This is a genomic window from Pseudomonas sp. S3_A09 (genome assembly GCF_054668065.1).
Window position 1 is genome coordinate 779,314 of sequence record NZ_CP162752.1, and the last position, 19,627, is coordinate 798,940.

General features: G+C 60.5%; 21 protein-coding genes. All 21 read right to left on the reverse strand.

Annotation, left to right across the window (positions count from 1 at the left end):
- Positions 1-31: 31 nt before the first annotated feature.
- Positions 32-2,239, reverse strand: a complete 2,208-nt coding sequence (locus AB4N92_RS03715) for a chemotaxis protein CheA (protein ID WP_010208773.1) — start codon at positions 2,237-2,239, stop codon at positions 32-34.
- Positions 2,240-2,250: 11 nt separating this feature from the next.
- Positions 2,251-3,039: a protein phosphatase CheZ gene (locus AB4N92_RS03720; RefSeq protein ID WP_010208772.1), complete on the reverse strand. Its 789-nt coding sequence runs from the start codon at positions 3,037-3,039 to the stop codon at positions 2,251-2,253.
- 18 nt (positions 3,040-3,057) lie between these two features.
- Positions 3,058-3,432: a chemotaxis response regulator CheY gene (locus AB4N92_RS03725; RefSeq protein ID WP_162098512.1), complete on the reverse strand. Its 375-nt coding sequence runs from the start codon at positions 3,430-3,432 to the stop codon at positions 3,058-3,060.
- 168 nt (positions 3,433-3,600) lie between these two features.
- The gene (gene fliA / locus AB4N92_RS03730) at positions 3,601-4,341 is read right to left on the reverse strand and encodes an RNA polymerase sigma factor FliA (protein ID WP_010208770.1); all 741 of its coding nucleotides are present in this window, start codon (positions 4,339-4,341) and stop codon (positions 3,601-3,603) included.
- Positions 4,338-5,171 (reverse strand): flagellar synthesis regulator FleN, encoded by an 834-nt coding sequence (gene fleN / locus AB4N92_RS03735; RefSeq protein ID WP_003192912.1) that lies wholly within the window; start codon positions 5,169-5,171, stop codon positions 4,338-4,340. Before fleN ends, fliA begins: the two co-directional genes overlap by 4 nt.
- A gap of 106 nt (positions 5,172-5,277) precedes the next feature.
- Entirely contained in the window at positions 5,278-6,594 is a 1,317-nt protein-coding gene (gene flhF, locus AB4N92_RS03740; protein ID WP_010208769.1) for a flagellar biosynthesis protein FlhF, read from the reverse strand.
- A gap of 12 nt (positions 6,595-6,606) precedes the next feature.
- Entirely contained in the window at positions 6,607-8,721 is a 2,115-nt protein-coding gene (flhA, locus tag AB4N92_RS03745) for a flagellar biosynthesis protein FlhA (protein WP_197999020.1), read from the reverse strand.
- 417 nt (positions 8,722-9,138) lie between these two features.
- A complete protein-coding gene (cspE, locus tag AB4N92_RS03750) occupies positions 9,139-9,342 on the reverse strand; it encodes a transcription antiterminator/RNA stability regulator CspE (RefSeq protein WP_010208766.1) in 204 nt (67 codons plus the stop codon).
- A gap of 366 nt (positions 9,343-9,708) precedes the next feature.
- The gene (gene flhB, locus AB4N92_RS03755) at positions 9,709-10,845 is read right to left on the reverse strand and encodes a flagellar biosynthesis protein FlhB (RefSeq protein ID WP_010208764.1); all 1,137 of its coding nucleotides are present in this window, start codon (positions 10,843-10,845) and stop codon (positions 9,709-9,711) included.
- A gap of 3 nt (positions 10,846-10,848) precedes the next feature.
- Positions 10,849-11,634, reverse strand: coding sequence for a flagellar biosynthetic protein FliR (fliR, locus tag AB4N92_RS03760; RefSeq protein WP_021490834.1), 786 nt, complete (start codon positions 11,632-11,634; stop codon positions 10,849-10,851).
- Positions 11,635-11,638: 4 nt separating this feature from the next.
- The gene (gene fliQ / locus AB4N92_RS03765) at positions 11,639-11,908 is read right to left on the reverse strand and encodes a flagellar biosynthesis protein FliQ (RefSeq protein ID WP_010208761.1); all 270 of its coding nucleotides are present in this window, start codon (positions 11,906-11,908) and stop codon (positions 11,639-11,641) included.
- Between the two features lie 4 nt (positions 11,909-11,912).
- Complete coding sequence (gene fliP, locus AB4N92_RS03770) at positions 11,913-12,656, reverse strand: flagellar type III secretion system pore protein FliP (RefSeq protein WP_010208759.1); 744 nt, start codon at positions 12,654-12,656, stop codon at positions 11,913-11,915.
- The gene (gene fliO, locus AB4N92_RS03775; protein ID WP_010208758.1) at positions 12,656-13,099 is read right to left on the reverse strand and encodes a flagellar biosynthetic protein FliO; all 444 of its coding nucleotides are present in this window, start codon (positions 13,097-13,099) and stop codon (positions 12,656-12,658) included. The genes fliP and fliO overlap by 1 nt, the downstream gene beginning before the upstream one ends.
- 1 nt (position 13,100) lies before the next feature.
- Positions 13,101-13,568 carry a flagellar motor switch protein FliN gene (gene fliN / locus AB4N92_RS03780; RefSeq protein ID WP_010208756.1) on the reverse strand — a complete coding sequence of 156 codons (468 nt, stop codon included), beginning with the start codon at positions 13,566-13,568 and terminating at the stop codon, positions 13,101-13,103.
- A 46-nt stretch (positions 13,569-13,614) separates the two neighbouring features.
- Positions 13,615-14,583, reverse strand: a complete 969-nt coding sequence (gene fliM / locus AB4N92_RS03785; RefSeq protein WP_010208755.1) for a flagellar motor switch protein FliM — start codon at positions 14,581-14,583, stop codon at positions 13,615-13,617.
- Positions 14,584-14,592: 9 nt separating this feature from the next.
- Complete coding sequence (gene fliL, locus AB4N92_RS03790; RefSeq protein ID WP_010208753.1) at positions 14,593-15,093, reverse strand: flagellar basal body-associated protein FliL; 501 nt, start codon at positions 15,091-15,093, stop codon at positions 14,593-14,595.
- A 152-nt stretch (positions 15,094-15,245) separates the two neighbouring features.
- The gene (locus tag AB4N92_RS03795; RefSeq protein WP_010208751.1) at positions 15,246-16,577 is read right to left on the reverse strand and encodes a flagellar hook-length control protein FliK; all 1,332 of its coding nucleotides are present in this window, start codon (positions 16,575-16,577) and stop codon (positions 15,246-15,248) included.
- Positions 16,578-16,716: 139 nt separating this feature from the next.
- A complete protein-coding gene (locus AB4N92_RS03800) occupies positions 16,717-17,061 on the reverse strand; it encodes an Hpt domain-containing protein (RefSeq protein ID WP_010208750.1) in 345 nt (114 codons plus the stop codon).
- A 30-nt stretch (positions 17,062-17,091) separates the two neighbouring features.
- Positions 17,092-18,810, reverse strand: coding sequence for an ATP-binding SpoIIE family protein phosphatase (locus tag AB4N92_RS03805; protein ID WP_010208749.1), 1,719 nt, complete (start codon positions 18,808-18,810; stop codon positions 17,092-17,094).
- The gene (locus tag AB4N92_RS03810) at positions 18,807-19,112 is read right to left on the reverse strand and encodes an STAS domain-containing protein (RefSeq protein WP_010208748.1); all 306 of its coding nucleotides are present in this window, start codon (positions 19,110-19,112) and stop codon (positions 18,807-18,809) included. The genes AB4N92_RS03805 and AB4N92_RS03810 overlap by 4 nt, the downstream gene beginning before the upstream one ends.
- 65 nt (positions 19,113-19,177) lie before the next feature.
- The gene (gene fliJ / locus AB4N92_RS03815; protein ID WP_010208747.1) at positions 19,178-19,627 is read right to left on the reverse strand and encodes a flagellar export protein FliJ; all 450 of its coding nucleotides are present in this window, start codon (positions 19,625-19,627) and stop codon (positions 19,178-19,180) included.

The window sequence follows — 19,627 nt, forward strand, 5'->3', positions numbered from 1 at the left end:
GGGCGGGCACTACCGCCCTGCCCCACCAGAATCAAATACGCCGAGCGGCGTAACGCTTGAGCATGCTCGGAACATCGAGAATCAGCGCGATCCGGCCGTCACCGGTAATGGTCGCACCCGACATGCCCGGGGTTCCCTGCAGCATTTTGCCCAAAGGCTTGATGACCACTTCTTCCTGGCCCACCAGTTGATCGACCACGAAGCCGATGCGCTGGGTGCCCACCGAAAGAATCACCACATGGCCTTCGCGCTGCTCTTCATGCTTGGCCGATGCCACCAGCCAGCGCTTGAGGTAGAACAGTGGCAATGCCTTGTCGCGCACGATCACCACTTCCTGGCCGTCCACCACATTGGTGCGCGACAGGTCGAGGTGGAAGATCTCGTTGACGTTGACCAGCGGGAAAGCGAAGGCCTGGTTGCCCAGCATCACCATCAGGGTCGGCATGATCGCCAAGGTCAACGGCACCTTGATGACGATCTTCGAGCCCTGGCCCTTGGTCGAGTAGATGTTGATCGAGCCGTTGAGCTGGCTGATCTTGGTCTTCACCACGTCCATGCCGACGCCACGGCCGGACACGTCGGAAATCTCGGTCTTGGTCGAGAAGCCCGGGGCGAAGATCAGGTTGTAGCACTCGCTATCGGTCAGGCGGTCGGCGGCGTCCTTGTCCATCACGCCACGCTTGACCGCGATATTGCGCAATATCGCCGGGTCCATGCCCTTGCCGTCGTCAGTGATCGACAACAGGATGTGGTCGCCCTCTTGCTCCGCCGCCAGGATCACTTTGCCGTTGCGGGACTTGCCCGAGGCTTCGCGTTCTTCCGGGGTTTCCACACCGTGGTCGACAGCGTTGCGCACCAAGTGGACCAGCGGGTCGGCCAGGGCCTCGACAAGGTTCTTGTCGAGGTCGGTTTCTTCACCCACCAGTTCCAGGTTGATTTCTTTCTTCAACTGGCGTGCCAGGTCACGAACCAGGCGCGGGAAGCGGCCGAAGACTTTCTTGATCGGCTGCATCCGGGTTTTCATCACGGCGGTCTGCAGGTCGGCGGTCACCACGTCGAGGTTCGACACGGCCTTTTGCATGGCTTCATCGCCGCTGCTCAGGCCCAGGCGCACCAGGCGGTTACGCACCAGTACCAGTTCGCCGACCATGTTCATGATGTCGTCCAGGCGTGCGGTATCAACGCGCACGGTGGTTTCGGCTTCACTGGCGGGTTTATCGGCAACCGGTGCGGCGGCGGCACGTGCCGGAGCAGGTGCGGCAGCCGGCGCAGGCTTGGCCGCTGGTGCAGGGGCAGGCGCTGCAGCTTTGGCGGCAACCGGAGCAGCCGTGGCAACCGTCGCCGCTGGGGCCACTTCGCTGAACTTGCCCTTGCCGTGCAGTTCGTCCAGCAGCGATTCGAACTCATGATCGGAGATCAGGCCGTCGCCGGCCGGTGCTGCACTGGCCGCAGCAGGCGCTGCGGCCGTGGCGGCGACTTCCGGCAAGGCGTCGGCCACGAAGGTGCCCTTGCCGTGCAGTTGGTCGAGCAACGCTTCGAATTCGTCGTCGGTGATATCGGTGTTGGCATTGGCGGTCGGTGCTGCCGGCGCTTCCGACACAGCGGCGGGTGTCACGGCGTCGGCCGCGAACTGGCCTTTGCCATGCAACTGGTCAAGCAGGGATTCGAACTCAGCGTCAGTGATGTCTTCGCTGGTTGGCGCGGCAACAGCCGCAGCCGGTGCTTCTGCCTCGGCCTTCACGGCACTGAGGGAGTTGAGCAACTGCTCGAATTCGCTGTCGGTCACATCCGGCTCGGCCTCAGCCACTGGCTCGGGTGCTGCTTCTGCTACCGGCGCAGCCGACAGGTCGGCGGGCTCCGCATAACGTGCCAGCGCAGCCAACAGTTCCGGAGTGGCCGCGGTGATCGGGGCACGTTCGCGGACTTCGCTGAACATGCCGTTGACCGCATCCAGTGCTTCGAGAATCACGTCCATCAATTCCGAATCAACGTGACGCTCACCCTTGCGCAGGATGTCGAACACGTTCTCGGCAATGTGGCAGCATTCCACCAGCTCATGGAGCTGGAGGAAGCCGGCGCCCCCTTTTACAGTGTGAAAACCGCGAAAAATTGCATTGAGCAGGTTCGCATCATCCGGTCGGCTTTCCAGCTCGACCAGTTGCTCGGACAACTGCTCTAAAATTTCGCCGGCCTCTACAAGGAAATCCTGAAGGATTTCTTCATCGGCGCCGAAGCTCATGTGGGTGCTCCTTAGAAGCCTAAACTGGATAACAGGTCATCAACATCATCTTGACCCGATACAACGTCTTCACGTTTATCGGCATGAATCTGCGGACCTTCACCCTTGGCGAGATGTTTTTTTGGATCTTTTTCCGAGAGGATCGCTTCGCGGTCATGTTCAATGCCGGCAAAACGGTCAACCTGGCCTGCCATAAGCACCAATTTGAGCAAGTTGCTTTCCACTTCGGTGACCAACTGGGTCACACGCTTGATCACCTGACCGGTGAGGTCCTGGTAATCCTGGGCGAGCAGAATGTCGTTGAGGTTGCTGGAAACCGTGCGGTTTTCCTGCTCGCTGCGTGACAAGAACCCTTCGACCCGACGCGCCAACTCACGAAACTCTTCAGCGCCGACTTCGCGGCGCATGAAACGGCCCCAGTCGTTGCTCAGGGCCTGGGCTTCGTTGGCCATACCGTTGACCAGAGGCGTGGCGTTTTCCACCAGGTCCATGGTGCGGTTGGCCGCTGCCTCAGTCAGCCTGACCACATAGGACAGGCGTTCGGTGGCATCAGTGATCTGCGAGATTTCCTCAGCCTGGGGCATGTGTGGGTCAATCTGGAAATTGACGATCGCACTGTGCAGCTCGCGTGTGAGCTTGCCCACTTCCTGGTACAGGCCGCGATCACGGGTCTGGTTGAGCTCATGGATCAACTGCACCGCGTCGCCGAACTGACCTTTTTCAAGGCTTTCGACCAACTGGTGAGCATGCTTTTTCAGGGTCGACTCGAAGTCGGCCTGCGATGATTCTTTATGCTCCATAGCTCCCCCGTGGCAGCATCAATGACCGATGCGGTCGAAGATTTTTTCAATCTTCTCTTTCAAGGCCAATGCAGTGAATGGCTTGACCACGTAACCGTTTACCCCAGCTTGGGCGGCTTCGATGATCTGCTCACGCTTGGCTTCGGCGGTCACCATCAGCACAGGCAGGCCGCGCAGCTTTTCGTCAGCACGTACGTGGCGCAGCAAGTCGATACCGGTCATGCCCGGCATGTTCCAGTCCGTTACCAGAAAGTCGATGCTCCCGCTGTTGAGGATCGGAATGGCCGTAATGCCGTCATCCGCCTCGACCGTGTTAGTGAACCCAAGGTCACGCAACAGGTTTTTTATGATCCGCCGCATCGTTGAGAAGTCATCAACGATGAGGATTTTCATGTTCTTGTCCAATTCGACCTCCAAGCAGTCTTAAACGCGCCCAGCACCTGGACGCGCCATTTCAATCAACAGGCATTACACAAAAAGGACTGCCGAGGGCACCACGGGTCGAACCCGCGAAGGCTGGTCGCCCTCACGGTCTCGTCTGCAGTGTCCCCACACTGCCTGTCAGCGCGCTCGCCACTCTCCCAAACGCCCCCGCAAGCGGGCTGCGCACTGGCTGTGCAACTGGCTGACCCGCGACTCGCTGACCCCCAGGACCTCACCGATTTCCTTGAGGTTCAGCTCTTCGTCGTAGTACAACGCCAACACCAGTCGCTCACGCTCCGGCAAATTGGCAATCGCGTCCGCCAACGCCCCCTGGAAACGCTCATCTTCCAGGTCACGCGATGGCTCCATATGAGCGCTCGCGCCGTCCTCGTGCAGCCCTTCGTGTTCGCCGTCCTGCAACAGGTCGTCGAAACTGAACAGGCGGCTGCCCAAGGTATCGTTCAAAATCCCGTAGTAATCGTCGAGACTCAATTGGAGTTCGGCCGCAACTTCGTGATCTTTAGCGTCGCGACCGGTTTTTGCTTCAATTGCGCGAATTGCGTCACTGACCATGCGCGTATTGCGATGCACCGAACGCGGCGCCCAGTCACCTTTACGCACCTCATCAAGCATCGCACCACGGATACGGATCCCCGCATACGTCTCGAAACTCGCGCCCTTGCTCGCGTCATATTTGGTCGACACTTCGAGCAGGCCGATCATGCCCGCCTGGATCAGGTCTTCGACCTGGACGCTGGCCGGCAGGCGTGCCAGCAGGTGGTAGGCAATGCGCTTGACCAAGGGCGCGTAGCGCTCGATCAACTCGCCCTGACTGTCACGGGCAGACCTCTTGTAAGCGTTGTAGCCAGTCGCTGTCATAGCACGGGTCCTGCGCTCGTCTGATGCACCAATCGCTCGACGAAAAACTCCAGATGCCCCCGTGGGTTGGCGGGCAACGGCCAGGTATCGACCTTCTGGGCAATAGCCTTGAACGCCAATGCGCACTTGGAACGAGGGAACGCTTCGTAGACTGCACGCTGCTTTTGCACAGCCTTGCGCACACACTCGTCGTAGGGCACTGCGCCGACGTATTGTAAGGCGACATCGAGGAAACGATCCGTGACCTTGGTCAACTTGGCGAACAGGTTGCGCCCTTCCTGCGGGCTCTGGGCCATGTTGGCCAAGACGCGGAAGCGGTTCATGCCGTAGTCACGGTTAAGCAGTTTGATCAGGGCGTAGGCGTCGGTGATCGAGGTGGGTTCGTCGCAGACCACCAGCAACACTTCCTGCGCGGCGCGCACGAAGCTGACCACGGACTCGCCGATCCCGGCGGCGGTGTCAATCACCAGCACGTCGAGGTTATCGCCGATATCACTGAACGCCTGGATGAGGCCGGCATGCTGCGCCGGGCTCAGGTGCACCATGCTCTGGGTGCCCGAGGCAGCCGGCACGATGCGGATGCCACCGGGGCCCTGCAGCAGCACATCGCGCAGCTCGCAGCGGCCCTCGATCACATCGGCAAGGGTATGTTTGGGCGTCAGCCCCAGCAGAACGTCGACGTTCGCCAGGCCCAGGTCAGCATCCAACAGCATGACGCGACGGCCAAGCTCTGCCAGGGCCAGGGACAAATTCACTGACACGTTAGTTTTCCCGACGCCACCTTTGCCGCCGGTCACCGCGATCACCTGTACGGGATGCATGCTGCCCATTTTATTTCTTTACCTTGTCTTGCTTAGACGCAGGCTACATGGCTTGGCCGCGTGAATCGCTTGCAGACCATCGATGTAGATACATTTCACGGTGTTCATCCTGCCCTCAACCGACCCGTTTTGCCGGGTTGTGATAAAGGTCGGCGAACATATCAGCCATCGCTTCCTCGCTAGGCTCTTCTTGCATTTGCACGCTGACTGCACGGCTGACCAACTGATGACGGCGCGGCAGATGCAGATCATCCGGGATCCGCGGCCCGTCGGTCAGGTAAGCGACCGGCAATTCATGACTGATGGCCAGGCTCAACACCTCGCCCAGGCTCGCGGTTTCGTCGAGCTTGGTGAGGATGCAACCGGCCAGGCCGCAGCGTTTGTAGCTGTGATACGCAGCGGTAAGAACCTGTTTCTGGCTGGTGGTTGCAAGCACCAGGTAGTTTTTCGATTTGATGCCACGTCCGGCCAGGCTTTCAAGCTGCATGCGCAATGCCGGGTCGCTGGCTTGCAGGCCGGCGGTATCGATCAATACCACGCGTTTGCGCAGCAGCGGGTCGAGGGCGTTGGCCAGGGACTGGCCCGGGTCGACGTGAGTCACCGATACATTGAGAATACGGCCCAGCGTCTTGAGCTGCTCCTGGGCACCAATACGGTAGCTGTCCATGCTCACCAGCGCGATATTCTGTGCGCCGTATTTGAGTACGTAACGGGCCGCCAGCTTGGCCAGGGTGGTGGTCTTGCCCATGCCGGCAGGGCCGACCATGGCGATCACACCGCCCTCTTCCAATGGTTCGATTTCCGGGGTAACGATCATCCGTGCCAGGTGGGCCAGCAACATGCGCCAAGCCTGGCGAGGCTCTTCGATTTCGGTGGTCAAGGCCAGCAGGTCGCGGGACAACGGGCCGGACAAGCCGATACGTTGCAGGCGCCGCCACAGGTTGGCCTGTTGCGGCTTGCTGCCTTGCAGCTGGTTCCAGGCCAACGAGCCAAGCTGCACTTCCAGCAGCTCACGCAGGCCATTGAGTTCAAAGCGCATCGAGTCGAACACCCGCTGGTCAACCGCAGGCGCCGGAGCAGGCGCAGCAGGACGTGGCGGTTCTTTGAAGGTCGGCTCGACCAGCGGCTCGGAAGCGGTCAGCGGCAGGCCGGCGAACAACTGGCGATTAGTGGTGGCATCGCTGTCGCCGCGCATGCTCAGTTCCGCCTGGGCCGAGACAATGCGTGAAGCAGTCTTGCGCAGCTCGTCTTCGAGCTCCATGTTCGGCACACGCGGCGCCAGGGCCTGGGGGGTGTAATCCAGGGCAGCCGTCAGCTCGACACCGCCGGCAATACGACGGTTTCCGATAATCGCGGCGTCAGCGCCCAGCTCATCACGAACCAGTTTCATGGCCTGACGCATATCGGCGGCGAAAAAACGCTTCACTTGCATAACCCACTACCCTCAGCCATTGGGGCCTACTGTCGCGACGATAGTCACTTGCTTGTTGTCAGGAATTTCCTGATAAGCCAAAACGTGCAAATTCGGTACTGCCAGGCGTCCAAACCGCGACAACATCGCCCGGACGGGGCCTGCCACCAGCAGAATCACCGGTTGGCCCTGCATTTCCTGGCGCTGTGCGGCGTCGATCAACGAACGCTGCAGCTTCTCAGCCATGCTTGGCTCCAGCAGAACGCCCTCTTCCTGGCCTTGTCCTGCCTTCTGAATACTATTGAGCAATATTTGTTCCAACCTTGGTTCCAAGGTGATCACAGGCAGCTCGGAGTCAAGCCCTACAATGCTTTGGACGATTGCACGCGACAATCCGACGCGCACCGCGGCCACCAGGGCGGCAGTATCTTGACTCTTGGCGGCATTGTTGGCGATGGCCTCGGCAATGCTGCGGATGTCCCGTACCGGCACCTGTTCGGCCAGCAATGCCTGCAACACCTTGAGCAACTGCGACAGCGACAGCACACCCGGCACCAGCTCTTCGGCCAGTTTCGGCGACGCTTTGGCCAGCAAACCCATCAATTGCTGGACTTCCTCATGGCCAATCAGCTCATGGGAGTGCTTGTACAGGATCTGGTTGAGGTGGGTGGCGACCACGGTGCTGGCGTCCACCACGGTGTAGCCGAGGGATTGTGCCTGGCTGCGCTGGCTGATTTCGATCCACACCGCGTCCAGGCCAAAAGCCGGATCTTTGGCGGTAATACCGTTGAGGCTGCCGAACACCTGCCCTGGGTTGATCGCCAGTTCGCGGTCTGGGTAGATCTCGGCTTCGGCCAGGATCACGCCCATGAGGGTCAGGCGATAGGCACTCGGAGCCAGGTCGAGGTTGTCGCGGATGTGCACGGTGGGCATCAAAAAGCCCAGGTCCTGGGACAGCTTCTTGCGCACGCCCTTGATCCGCGCGAGCAATTGGCCGCCCTGGTTGCGGTCCACCAGCGGGATCAGGCGGTAGCCGACTTCCAGGCCGATCATGTCGATCGGGGTCACGTCATCCCAGCCCAGCTCCTTGGTTTCCTGAGCACGGGCCGGGGATGGCAGCAGTTCCTGCTGGCGCGCGATCTCTTGCTGGGCCTGGACCTTGACCGCATTCTGCTTTTTCCAGAACAGGTAAGCACCGCCAGCCGCCATGGCTGCCATGCTCAGGAACGACACGTGGGGCATGCCCGGTACAATACCCATGATCGCCATGATGCCCGCCGCCACGGCCAAGGCCTTGGGCGAGGCAAACATCTGCCGGCTGATCTGCTTGCCCATGTCTTCGGAGCCCGAAGCACGAGTCACCATGATCGCCGCAGCTGTAGATAACAACAGTGATGGCAATTGCGCCACTAAACCGTCACCGATGGTCAGCAGGGCGTACACCTTGCCCGCATCGCCGAAGGTCATGCCATGCTGGAAGATACCCACGGCCATACCGCCGATGAGGTTGATGAACAGAATCAGCAGGCCGGCGATGGCATCACCGCGCACGAACTTGCTGGCACCGTCCATGGAACCGTAGAACTCGGCTTCCTGGGCCACTTCCAGGCGGCGCGACTTGGCTTGGTTCTGGTCGATCAGGCCGGCGTTGAGGTCAGCGTCGATCGCCATCTGCTTGCCGGGCATCGCATCGAGGGTAAACCGCGCGCTCACCTCGGAAATCCGCCCGGCGCCCTTGGTTACTACCACGAAGTTGATGATCATCAGGATCGCGAACACCACGATACCGACCACGTAGTTACCGCCGATCACCACCTCACCGAAGGCCTGGATCACCTTACCGGCGGCAGCGTGACCGTCCTGACCGTGGAGCATGACCACACGGGTGGACGCGACGTTGAGCGCCAGTCGCAGCAGGGTCGCCACCAGCAGAATGGTCGGGAATACGGCGAAATCCAAGGGCCGCAGGGCGTACACGCAGACCAGCAGTACCACGACGGAAAGGGCAATGTTGAAGGTGAAGAACACGTCCAGCAGGAACGGCGGCATCGGCAACATCATCATTGCCAGCATCACCAGCAACAACAACGGCACACCCAGATTGCCTCGCGAGAGGTCAGTCAGGGTCGTCCGGGCCGTGCCGAGCATTTGAGAGCGATCCACCACCGGTATTCCTCGTTTCCTTGAAGCAAAGTTTTGACGCGGTCAGGCGTCTTGCAGGTGGTATTGCAAGAAGCCTTCCAACTTTTGTTTTCCCGGTTACATCGCTTGCGGCGCGAGCGTTGACGAGCTCACAAGCAACCGCCCCCCCCAAAAAAAAAAGTGTAAATCGATTCAAATGTGGGAGCGGGCTTGCTCGCGAAGGCGGAGGGTCAGCCAGCACGTCTGGCGACTGATCGTCAGCATTCGCGAGCAAGCCCGCTCCCACAGTTTGGATTTGTGTCCGCCTGCTGCTACAGCGGAAATGTCCGACAAGGTGTTGAGGCGGCCCCTGGGAAAGCCGCTAACTAGTCTCCGTACACCCAGTCGACGCTTTTTTAGCGTCTACTGAAACAATCATGAAGTTCATAGGACGCGGACGTTTTCAGCCTGAGCACCTTTGGCGCCTTGGGTAACCTCGAACTCGACTTTTTGCCCCTCTTCAAGGGTCTTGAAACCGTCGCTCTTGATGGCCGAATAGTGGACAAAAACATCAGCGCTGCCATCGTCAGGGGTAATAAACCCAAACCCCTTCTCCGCGTTAAACCATTTCACCGTGCCTGTTGCCATTACCGTTCTCCTCACATCTCATTCAAGGACGTGCGGGACAACTGTGGCGTCTAACGCATACACGCCACAGGGTCGGTGGATCATGCGAAATTCCACTTGCTGGCCCACGGCAAGCCAAATGCCGCGTGAACCGAAGAGATCCACTTGCACGTCGTCCTCACCTTCCAGGGCAATCCAACCTTTCCCTGTCTTGCGGTCATAAGATTTGACTGTGCCTCTGAACACCTTCAAAACCACCTCTCCCTGCATCTTGTTTACCGCCTGCGCGCAGTGCTGGTTGTAGTAGAACTGCGAGACGCAGAGGATGACTACTGTCAAAGTTGACAGGTAGACGGGCGATCAGGAGGAATGGTAAGGCGGAGCCGATCAGGAATCGCGGCGCAGGTCCGGCGGGATTGGCAGGTCCTTGAGCGGGTCAGGCCGCTTGCCCTTGCCCGCGCGGTACTGGCGGATCTGATAGACATACGCCAGCACCTGGGCCACGGCCAGGTAGAGCCCGGCCGGGATTTCCTGGTCCAGGTCAGTGGAATAGAAGATCGACCGCGCCAGTTCCGGCGATTCCAGCAGCAGGATGTCGTTGGCCACGGCGATTTCGCGGATTTTCAGCGCGGTAAAGTCGCTGCCCTTGGCCAGCAGCATCGGCGCGCCACCCTTCTCCGGGTCGTACTTGAGGGCTACCGCATAGTGGGTCGGGTTGGTGATGACCACGTCGGCGTCGGGCACCGCGGCCATCATCTTGCGCTGGGACATTTCGCGCTGCAGCTGGCGAATACGCTGTTTGACCTCTGGGCGACCTTCCTGGTCCTTGTGCTCGTCGCGCACTTCCTGCTTGGTCATCAGCAATTTCTTGTGGCTTTCCCACAGCTGGATCGGCGCATCCACGGCAGCAATGATGATCAGCCCGGCGGCCATCCACAACGCGCTCCACCCCACCACTTGCACGCTGTGGATGATTGCCGACTCCAGCGGTTCATGGGCGATGCGCAGCAGGTCGTCGATGTCGGACGACAACACCATCAGCGCCACAAACAGGATCAGAATGAATTTGGCCAGGGCCTTGAGCAACTCCACCAGGGCCTTGGTGGAAAACATGCGCTTGAGCCCCGCAGCAGGGTTCATCCGACTGAACTTGGGCGCCATGCTGCCGGCGGCGAACAGCCAGCCACCCAGGGCGACCGGGCCGATCAGTGCAGCCAACAGCAAGGTGATCAGAATCGGTTGTACCGCCAGGATCGCGATCTTGCCCGAGTGCAGCAGGTATTGGCCCATGGCATCGGGATTGAGCAACACGTCGCGGGGCAAAGTGAAGTTGTGCTTCATCAACTCCATCAGGTCCAGCGCCAGGCCGCCACCGTAGATCAGCAAGGCGCCGGCACCCGCCATCATGGTGGCAACGGTATTCAGCTCTTTGGAGCGCGCAATCTCGCCCTTTTCCCTGGAGTCTTTTTTGCGTTTCTCCGTGGGGTCTTCTGTTTTGTCCTGACCACTCTCGCTCTCGGCCATGGCTCAGCGCGCCCGTGCCAGATCACGTAAGAACTGCAAGGCGTCGGTCGCCAGCGGTTGATACTGATTGAGAATGTCGGCCAGGCCGACCCAGAAAATCCCCATGCCCAATACCAGGGTCAACGGGAAGCCAATCGAGAAGATGTTCAATTGCGGCGCTGCACGGGTCATCACGCCGAACGCGATGTTGACCACCAGCAACGCGGTAATCGCCGGCAACACCAGCAACAGCGACGCGCCGAATACCCAACCCAGGCGTCCGACGACCTCCCAGAAGTGATTGACCACCAACCCCGACCCTACCGGCAAGGTGGTGAAGCTTTCGGTCATCACCTCGAACGCCACCAGATGGCCATTCATCGCCAGGAACAGCAAGGTCACCAGCATGGTCAGGAATTGACCGATTACCGCCGCCGACACACCGTTAGTAGGGTCGACCATGGAGGCGAAGCCCATGCCCATCTGGATCGAGATGATTTGGCCGGCCACCACAAAGGCCTGGAAAAACAGCGTCAGGGAAAAGCCCATCAGCGCGCCGATCAGGATCTGCTCGGCAATCAACAGCAACGCACTGAGATCGATGGCATTGACCGGCGGCATCGGCGGTAAGCCCGGCACGATCACCACGGTAATCGCCACCGCAAAGTACAGGCGCACGCGGCGTGGTACGAGGGTGGTACCAAACACCGGCATGGCCATCAACATCGCCGTCACCCGGAACATTGGCAGGATGAAAGACGCCACCCAGGTGCTGATCTGGGTGTCGGTCAACGCCAGCAACGACTGCATCAGGTCAGCCGATCAACTGCGGAATACTGCCGTACAACTGCAGGATGTATTCCATGAATGTCTGCACCAGCCAAGGGCCGGCCACGATCAGGGTAACCAGCATCACCAGCAGACGCGGCAAAAAGCTCAAGGTCTGTTCGTTGATCTGGGTCGCGGCCTGGAACATCGCCACCAGCAGGCCCACCAACAGGCTTGGCACTACCAGCACGGCGACCATCACGGTGGTCAGCCACAGCGCTTCACGGAACAGGTCGACAGCTACTTCTGGCGTCATCGCGCTATACCCCCCCGAAACTGCCGGCCAGGGTGCCGATAATCAGCGCCCAGCCGTCCACCAGCACAAACAGCATGATCTTGAACGGCAACGAAATGATCAGCGGCGACAGCATCATCATACCCATGGCCATCAGCACGCTCGCCACCACCAGGTCGATGATCAGGAACGGGATGAAGATCATGAAACCGATCTGGAATGCGGTCTTCAATTCCGACGTGACGAACGCCGGCACCAGGATCGTCAGCGGCGCCTGATCCGGCGTAGCGATGTCGGTCCGCTTGGACAGGCGCATGAACAGTTCAAGGTCGCTGGAGCGGGTCTGCGACAGCATAAAGTCCTTGATCGGGCCCTGGGCCTTGTCGATTGCGTCCTGGGCGGTCATTTTTTCCGCCAGGTAAGGTTGCAGGGCTTGCTGGTTCACCTTGTCGAACACCGGCGCCATGATGAACAGCGTCAGGAACAGGGCCATGCCGGTGAGGATCTGGTTCGACGGCGTCTGCTGCAGGCCCAGGGCCTGGCGCAGGATCGAGAACACGATGATGATCCGCGTGAAGCTGGTCATCAGCATGACGAACGCCGGGATAAAGCTCAGCGCCGTCATGATCAGCAGGATCTGCAGGCTGACCGAGTATTCCTGCGCGCCGGTCGCGTTGGTCCCCAGCGTAATCGCCGGGATCGACAACGGGTCGGCGCCAAACGCCAATGGCGCCGCCAGCAACAGCATGAGCGTCAATAAAACGCGCATTACTTCTTATCCTTCTGATCCTTGCCCAGCAATTCCATCAGGCGCTGGGCGAATTCTGGCGTGGCGGGCGGGTTCTGATCCACGCTCACCGGGGTCTTGAGCACATGCAACGGAGTAATGCGACCGGGCGTGATGCCCAGCAGGATCTGCTCCTCGCCCACTTGCACCAGCACCAGCCGATCACGCGGGCCGAGGGCGCGGGAACCGATCATCTCGATCACCTGGCCGTTGCCCGGCCCCACGCGCTGCACGCGGCGCAGCAACCACGCCAGTGCGAAGATCAAACCCACCACCAGCAACAGGCCCAGCACCAACTGGGTCAATTGCCCGCCGATACCGCTGCTTACCACCGGCGCAGCCGCGGCGGTCGCGTGCGCGGCCGGTTCAGCCGCCAGGGCGCTCAATGGCAGCGCCAGAAACAGTCCCGCCATCGAATACTTCATATCAGCGCAACTTCTTGATGCGTTCACTCGGGCTGATCACGTCGGTCAGGCGGATGCCGAACTTCTCGTTGACCACCACCACTTCTCCGTGGGCAATCAGGGTGCCGTTGACCAGCACGTCCAGCGGTTCGCCGGCCAGGCGGTCCAACTCGATCACCGAGCCCTGGTTGAGTTGCAGCAGGTTGCGAATGTTGATTTCGGTGCTGCCGACTTCCATGGAGATCGACACCGGGATATCGAGGATCACATCCAGGTTCGGGCCGTCGAGGGTCACCGGTTCGTTGTTTTTCGGCACGCTGCCGAATTCTTCCATCGGCAGGCGGTTGCCGGCCGGCGCGGTGGCGGCGTCAGCGGCCAGCAGCGCGTCAATGTCGTCCTGGCCGACATCGCCGGTTTCTTCCAAGGCTGCCGCCCATTCGTCAGCCAGGGCCTGGTCTTCGGCGGAAGTGTTTTCGTGTTCGGTAGCCATTACATGTCCTCGGCGGAGCAAACATTCATAAATTAATTAGGGCGAATCAGCGACGGTTGATCGGCTCGACCACTTGCAGTGCCAGGTTGCCCTTGTGGGAACCGAGCTTGACCTTGAACGACGGCACGCCGTTGGCGCGCATGATCATTTCTTCCGGCAATTCGACGGGGATGATGTCCCCCGGCTGCATGTGCAAAATATCGCGCAGGCGCAATTGGCGACGGGCCACGGTGGCGCTCAGTGGAACGTCGACGTCCAGCAGGTCTTCGCGCAGAGCCTTGACCCAGCGTTCGTCCTGGTCGTCCAGGTCGGACTGGAAACCGGCGTCGAGCATCTCGCGCACCGGCTCGATCATCGAGTAAGGCATGGTCACGTGCAGGTCGCCGCCACCGCCATCGAGTTCGATGTGGAAGGTCGACACCACGATGGCTTCGCTGGGTCCGACGATGTTGGCCATGGCCGGGTTCACTTCCGAGTTGATGTACTCGAAATTGACTTCCATGATCGCCTGCCAGGCTTCTTTCAAGTCGATGAAAGCCTGTTCCAGCACCATGCGCACCACACGCAGTTCGGTAGGCGTGAACTCACGCCCTTCGATCTTGGCGTGACGGCCGTCGCCACCGAAGAAGTTGTCCACCAGCTTGAACACCAGTTTGGCATCGAGGATGAACAGCGCGGTGCCGCGCAGCGGCTTGATCTTGACCAGGTTGAGGCTGGTGGGCACGTACAGCGAGTGCACGTACTCGCCGAACTTCATCACCTGCACGCCGCCCACCGCCACGTCCGCCGAACGGCGCAGCATGTTGAACATGCTGATGCGGGTGTAACGGGCGAAACGTTCGTTGATCATCTCCAGGGTCGGCATGCGCCCACGGACGATACGATCCTGGCTGGTGAGGTCATAACTTTTGACGCTGCCGGGCTCGGCAGCCATTTCGGTCTGTACCAGACCATCGTCGACGCCATGCAGCAGCGCGTCGATTTCATCCTGGGACAGCAGGTCTTGCACGGCCATGTCGTGATCCTACTGCAATACGAAGTTAGTGAAGAGCGCCTGCTCGACCACGACTTTGCCGAGTTCCTTCTGGGCCACTTCCTGCACGCTGGCCGTGACCTTCTGGCGCAGCATTTCCTGGCCCACCGGGGTGGCAAGTGTGTCGAAGGCCTGACTGGAGAACAGCATCACCAGGTTGTTGCGGATCACTGGCATGTGCACCTTGAGGGCGTCCAGGTCCGACTGGTTGCGGGCCAGCAACGTGATGCTCACCTGCAGGTAACGCTGACGACCGTTCTGATTGAAGTTGGCGACAAAGGCCGGAAGCATCGGCTCGAAGATTGCCGGTTGCTTGACGTTACTGGCGGTTTCGGCAGCGGGTGCCGGCTTGCTGGCATTGCTGTGCATAATGTACCAAGTGCCGCCGACCGAGGCGCCGATGGCCAGGAGCAGGCCCACGACTATCAACAGGATAAGCTTGAGCTTACCTTTGCCTGCGGGTGCTTTTGCTGCGTCGTCGCTCTTCGCCATGCCAATAATCCGTCACTATTCGGGAATTCATAGATCTACGGAAAGGCAAGAGCAAGTGTTATGCCAGAGTTGTCTGGTGGATTTGGAAGAGGGCTACGATATTGGCCATGGAACAAGCCCGCTCCCACATTTGGGCCTGTGCAGGGCTCGAGTCAGGCGTAGTAATCGACGGCGCTGGAGCCGATTACGGTTGAGGTGACCGGCGCCACGGCTTCAGCCACATCAATGTGGCTACCACTGTCGCTGTTATCACCACCGCGCCCGCCGCTGCCGCTCACGCCACGGGTCTGGGCCTGTTGCTGCTGTTGCTCCTGGCCACGGGACTGGTCGGACACGTTCACATCCACTTGGCCCATGCCCTGCTGGGCGAACATCTCCCGCAAACGGCCGGACTGGCTTTCCAACGCTTCACGTACCACCGGATGGGCGCTCATGAAGTTGACCTGGGCCTGCTGGTCGGCGGTCATGTTGACCTTGATGTCCAGGCGACCGAGTTCAGCCGGCTGCAACTGGATCTCCGCCGACTTGAGGTTGGCGCTGGACAGGTACATCACGCGGTTGACGATTTCGTCGGTCCAGCCGCTCTGGTGCATGGCCAATGGTGCATTGGTCACCGGCGGCAAGGCGTTGGCGGTCTTCGGCGTGGCGGCTTGCGTCAACGCGGCCAGACGGTTGGCGAAGTCATCGACACGGGTGTCGCTGCTGGCGTTCTTCAGGTCCTTGAGACCGTCGTCGATCAGCCCGCTGAAAGCCTTGTCACCGCCCTGGTCAGTGCTGTCCTTGGTGGCTTGCTGGTCGACCATAGTGGCCAGGCCTGCGGCAAAGTTCTGTGCGGCGGTGGGTTGATCCAGGGTCGGTGCCGGAGCGTTTTTTGCCTGGGCCTGACTGCTGGCCGACACGTGACCGCCCTGCTCCATCGCCAGGCGCACGGCGGGCATGGCGTCCAGGGGATCGGCCTCTGGATCGAAGGCCGGCTTGGCCTCCTCAGTCGCAGCGACCGGCGCCGCCACCACCGGCAGGGCTTTTTCATCCTTGTTGGTGACAGGCGCTGGGGTTTCAACCGGCACGGCCACCGGGGTGACGGTGGCAATCAATGCAGGGTCGACGACCGGGTCCACCGGGGGCTGCTGCACCAGGGAAGGGTCGGCGGGCGCGTCGTCATCCTTGCTGGCACTGTCGTCGGTGTTGGCCGGAGGGGTGGCAGGCAAGGGTTTGCCGCTATCGGCAACGGCTGGTGTGCTGGCGGCAGGCTTGTCGTTGCCCGCTGCCGGCTTGGCGCTGGCGTCGGAAGGCTTGCCTGCGGTGGATTTGGGCGCGTTGTCGTCGGCCTTGGCCGTGGGCTTGGAACCCTGGCTGGCAAACACTTGAGCGAAGCCAGGGCCCTTGTCCCGTGGGTCCGCTGCCACTGCCGGTGGGTTGGCGGCGGGCGCTTGAGGCTTGGCCGCGGGGGCAGCCTGAAGGAGCGAATTCGGGGCGACTGGCATAGGTAAAGGTCTCCACTGCATAGGGGTCGGGGATGCAGTATCTGGAGGTAGAGCAAGAGTTGGGCCAGGTTGGTATATCGACCGAGTAAATATCCATTTTTTCGGTAATGGCCGCTTAGGGTTTCGCGCTTACAGCGACTCAAACCCCAAACCGCTGCCGCTCCGACTCATACATCGGCTTAACCAACGCAAACTCATGATCAATCTGATCCACGAGCGCCCCCAAATCCGTAGTGGATTCAACCGACTCAACCTCCAGCCGCTGACACAACTGCGCCAACCGCACCGCCCCAAGGTTACCGCTACTCCCCTTGAAACTATGCGCAATCCGCCCCAACGCCTTCGCATCATCCCGCGCCTTGCGCAGCGCCTCGACGCGCTTCTGGGAATCATCGAGAAAGGTATCAAGCAACTTCGGATACTCGCCTTCCATGACTTCCTGCAAACCCGACAACACCGCCGGGTCCAGATGTAGATCAACCACTTGCTCGCTCCTTGATCAAGAATCGGCGGATTATGCCAGAGCCTCCCAGGAAAACTCCACGCACACACTACGCCCACCATCCGACCAGCCTACCTCGCTGCTCAACTGCCGTACCAGACTCAAGCCCCGGCCAGACAGACGGTCGATATCCAGCGGCCGCGCCAGCACCTGCTCCACATCAAACCCCGAACCGCTGTCTTCAATGCGCAGGGTCATCTTCCCACCCGCCCCGATCGGCACCACCTGCACATGCACCCGTATATACCCGCTATTGAGTTGCGCGAGGCGGTCATTACGCTGACGGTAATACTCGGCAAACCCTTGGGCGTCACGCTTGAGCCGAGAGTCCAGACCCAAGACGCCGTGCTCCAGGGCATTGGAATACAGCTCCGCCATCACGCTGTAGAGCGCCCCACTTTGCTCACGCAACCCATGAATCTCCAACAACAGTTGCAGCAGATACGGCAACGGGTTGTAACGCTTCAAGGTCTCGGCGCGAAACTCGAAACTCACCGACCAATCCAGCGGACACGACTGCCCGCTGTCCGCATACAACGGCCCCGTGGCGCGCAGTTGCTGGTCAGGCTGCAAGGTGATTTCCACCATGCTCACGTCATCGCGCACTTCACCGCGAAACGCCGCCAGGGCCTGTTCGATGTCTTCAAATAAACGATCAGGCTCGCGATTGGCGGCAAACACCTGTTGCAAGCGTTCAGCGCCGAACAGTTGATCGTTGGCATCGGCGGTATCCAACACCCCATCAGACAGCAGGAACACCCGGTCACCCAGGGCCATGGGCCAGACTTCAGTACGATCATCAAAGGCTTGCGCCGACAGTACCCCCAACGGCAAGTGCCGCGATTCCAGCGGCGTGCGCCGGCCGGTGGCGATTTCATGCCTGTAGCCTTCGGGCATGCCGCCGTTCCATACCTCCACCACCCGTCGCTGCGTGCTCAGACACAACAGGGTGGCGCAGCAGAACATGTCCACCGGCAGGATGCGTTTGAGTTTGGCGTTCATCTCCCGCAGGGTCTGCGCGAGGCCATAGCCTTTGGCGGTCATGCCATAGAACACTTCCGCCAGAGGCATGGCCCCCACCGCTGCCGGCAGGCCATGGCCGGTGAAGTCGCCGAGCAGCACGTGCATATCACCGGACGGCGTGTAGGCCGCCAACAACAGGTCACCGTTGAACAGCGCATAGGGCGATTGCAGGTAGCGAATATTCGGCGCGGCATTGATACAGCCCGAATGCGCGACCTTATCGAACACCGCCTTGGCCACTCGCTGCTCATGCAGGAGATAGTCGTGATGCTTGGCGATCAGGTCGCGCTGCTGCAAGACCGTCGCCTGCAACCGACGCAGGCGGTCCATGGCGTTGATCTTCGCCGCGAGAATAAGCTGGTTGTAGGGTTTGGGCAGGAAGTCATCACCGCCGGCATCCAGGCACTGGGCCAGCGCTTCGCTCTCGCGCAGGGAGGTGAGGAAAATCAGCGGCACCAACTCTTCACCCGCCAACTGCTTGATCCGCCGTGCCGCCTCAAAGCCGTCCATCACCGGCATCAGGGCATCCATCAACACCAGTTGCGGGCGCTCACGGCTAAACACGTCGACCGCTTCAGCGCCATTGGTGGCCGTGAGTACCTGGTGACCTTGGCGCCGCACGATGGTCGACAGCAACAGCAAATCGGCGGCGCTGTCTTCGGCGATCAGGATCGTCAGCGGTTCAAGGACCGGGGCCAGGGCGCTCAACTGATGTCGAACAGCTTGTCGAAGTTGGAGATGGCGAGGATCTTGCGCACGTCTGAGTTGCTATTGACCACCCTGACCTCCGACTGGTCGCCACCCGCGTGGTCACGCAGGAGCAGGAGCATGCCCAAGGCCGAACTGTCCATGTAGGTGGTTTCCTTCAAGTCGACGACGTACGACTCGGGAACCTTGTAAAACCGTTCGTAGGCATCACGAAACGTCTGGTGGCTGCCGAAATCGAACCGGCCCTTGACCACGATCGTTAACTTCTTCCCATCCAGGGATACGTCTGACTCGACTGACATGCGACTGCTTCCTTGTCATTGGCAATGACACAAGGTTTAGCAGGAGAAGGCGCCATGGGCAACTATCAATAGACGTCTTTGCGCGGCATGCGTTGGGAGAGTTCGTCGAGCAGCTTCTGTTCACGCTTGTCTTCGATGGCCCGCGCCTCGTCGATATAGCGCTGCACCAGCTTGCGCAGGCCTTCGACCCGGGCAAACGCGGCTTGCCAGCTTTCGCGGGCTTTATCGAGGTTGTTCTGGTGCCACGCCAGGCTCTGGCGCTGCTGGCCGACAGCCGTTTCCAGTTGGTTGAGAAAGCCCTGGTAGCCCATCAGCCATTGGCCGGACACACCTTTGGCGCCACGCTCGATCCACTGCTGCTGGTATTCGCCCCGAAAGCGCTCCAGGTCGCCCAGCTTGCTCTCGGCCAAGCGCACCTGCCCCTGGAAGTAACCCAGGCGCTGCACGGCGGTTTTCTCGGCCTTTTCGGCCATGTCCACCACCGGAGCCAGGCGTGCGGCGCGGCTGTTGGCCAT

Excerpts from the sequence above, each read along its gene's own strand:
- fliR (WP_021490834.1), bottom strand. The coding sequence starts at position 11,634 with ATGCAGTCGTTGCTGGCGTTGACCGACACCCAGATCAGCACCTGGGTG.
- cspE (WP_010208766.1), bottom strand. The coding sequence starts at position 9,342 with ATGGCAACAGGCACGGTGAAATGGTTTAACGCGGAGAAGGGGTTTGGG.
- AB4N92_RS03715 (WP_010208773.1), bottom strand. The coding sequence starts at position 2,239 with ATGAGCTTCGGCGCCGATGAAGAAATCCTTCAGGATTTCCTTGTAGAG.
- flhA (WP_197999020.1), bottom strand. The coding sequence starts at position 8,721 with ATGCTCGGCACGGCCCGGACGACCCTGACTGACCTCTCGCGAGGCAAT.
- fliL (WP_010208753.1), bottom strand. The coding sequence starts at position 15,093 with ATGGCGAAGAGCGACGACGCAGCAAAAGCACCCGCAGGCAAAGGTAAG.
- fliA (WP_010208770.1), bottom strand. The coding sequence starts at position 4,341 with ATGACAGCGACTGGCTACAACGCTTACAAGAGGTCTGCCCGTGACAGT.
- fleN (WP_003192912.1), bottom strand. The coding sequence starts at position 5,171 with ATGGGCAGCATGCATCCCGTACAGGTGATCGCGGTGACCGGCGGCAAA.
- AB4N92_RS03725 (WP_162098512.1), bottom strand. The coding sequence starts at position 3,432 with ATGAAAATCCTCATCGTTGATGACTTCTCAACGATGCGGCGGATCATA.
- AB4N92_RS03795 (WP_010208751.1), bottom strand. The coding sequence starts at position 16,577 with ATGCCAGTCGCCCCGAATTCGCTCCTTCAGGCTGCCCCCGCGGCCAAG.
- AB4N92_RS03810 (WP_010208748.1), bottom strand. The coding sequence starts at position 19,112 with ATGTCAGTCGAGTCAGACGTATCCCTGGATGGGAAGAAGTTAACGATC.
- flhF (WP_010208769.1), bottom strand. The coding sequence starts at position 6,594 with ATGCAAGTGAAGCGTTTTTTCGCCGCCGATATGCGTCAGGCCATGAAA.
- fliN (WP_010208756.1), bottom strand. The coding sequence starts at position 13,568 with ATGGCTACCGAACACGAAAACACTTCCGCCGAAGACCAGGCCCTGGCT.
- fliQ (WP_010208761.1), bottom strand. The coding sequence starts at position 11,908 with ATGACGCCAGAAGTAGCTGTCGACCTGTTCCGTGAAGCGCTGTGGCTG.
- fliP (WP_010208759.1), bottom strand. The coding sequence starts at position 12,656 with ATGCGCGTTTTATTGACGCTCATGCTGTTGCTGGCGGCGCCATTGGCG.
- flhB (WP_010208764.1), bottom strand. The coding sequence starts at position 10,845 with ATGGCCGAGAGCGAGAGTGGTCAGGACAAAACAGAAGACCCCACGGAG.
- fliM (WP_010208755.1), bottom strand. The coding sequence starts at position 14,583 with ATGGCCGTGCAAGACCTGCTGTCCCAGGATGAAATCGACGCGCTGCTG.
- AB4N92_RS03720 (WP_010208772.1), bottom strand. The coding sequence starts at position 3,039 with ATGGAGCATAAAGAATCATCGCAGGCCGACTTCGAGTCGACCCTGAAA.
- fliO (WP_010208758.1), bottom strand. The coding sequence starts at position 13,099 with ATGAAGTATTCGATGGCGGGACTGTTTCTGGCGCTGCCATTGAGCGCC.
- fliJ (WP_010208747.1), bottom strand. The coding sequence starts at position 19,627 with ATGGCCAACAGCCGCGCCGCACGCCTGGCTCCGGTGGTGGACATGGCC.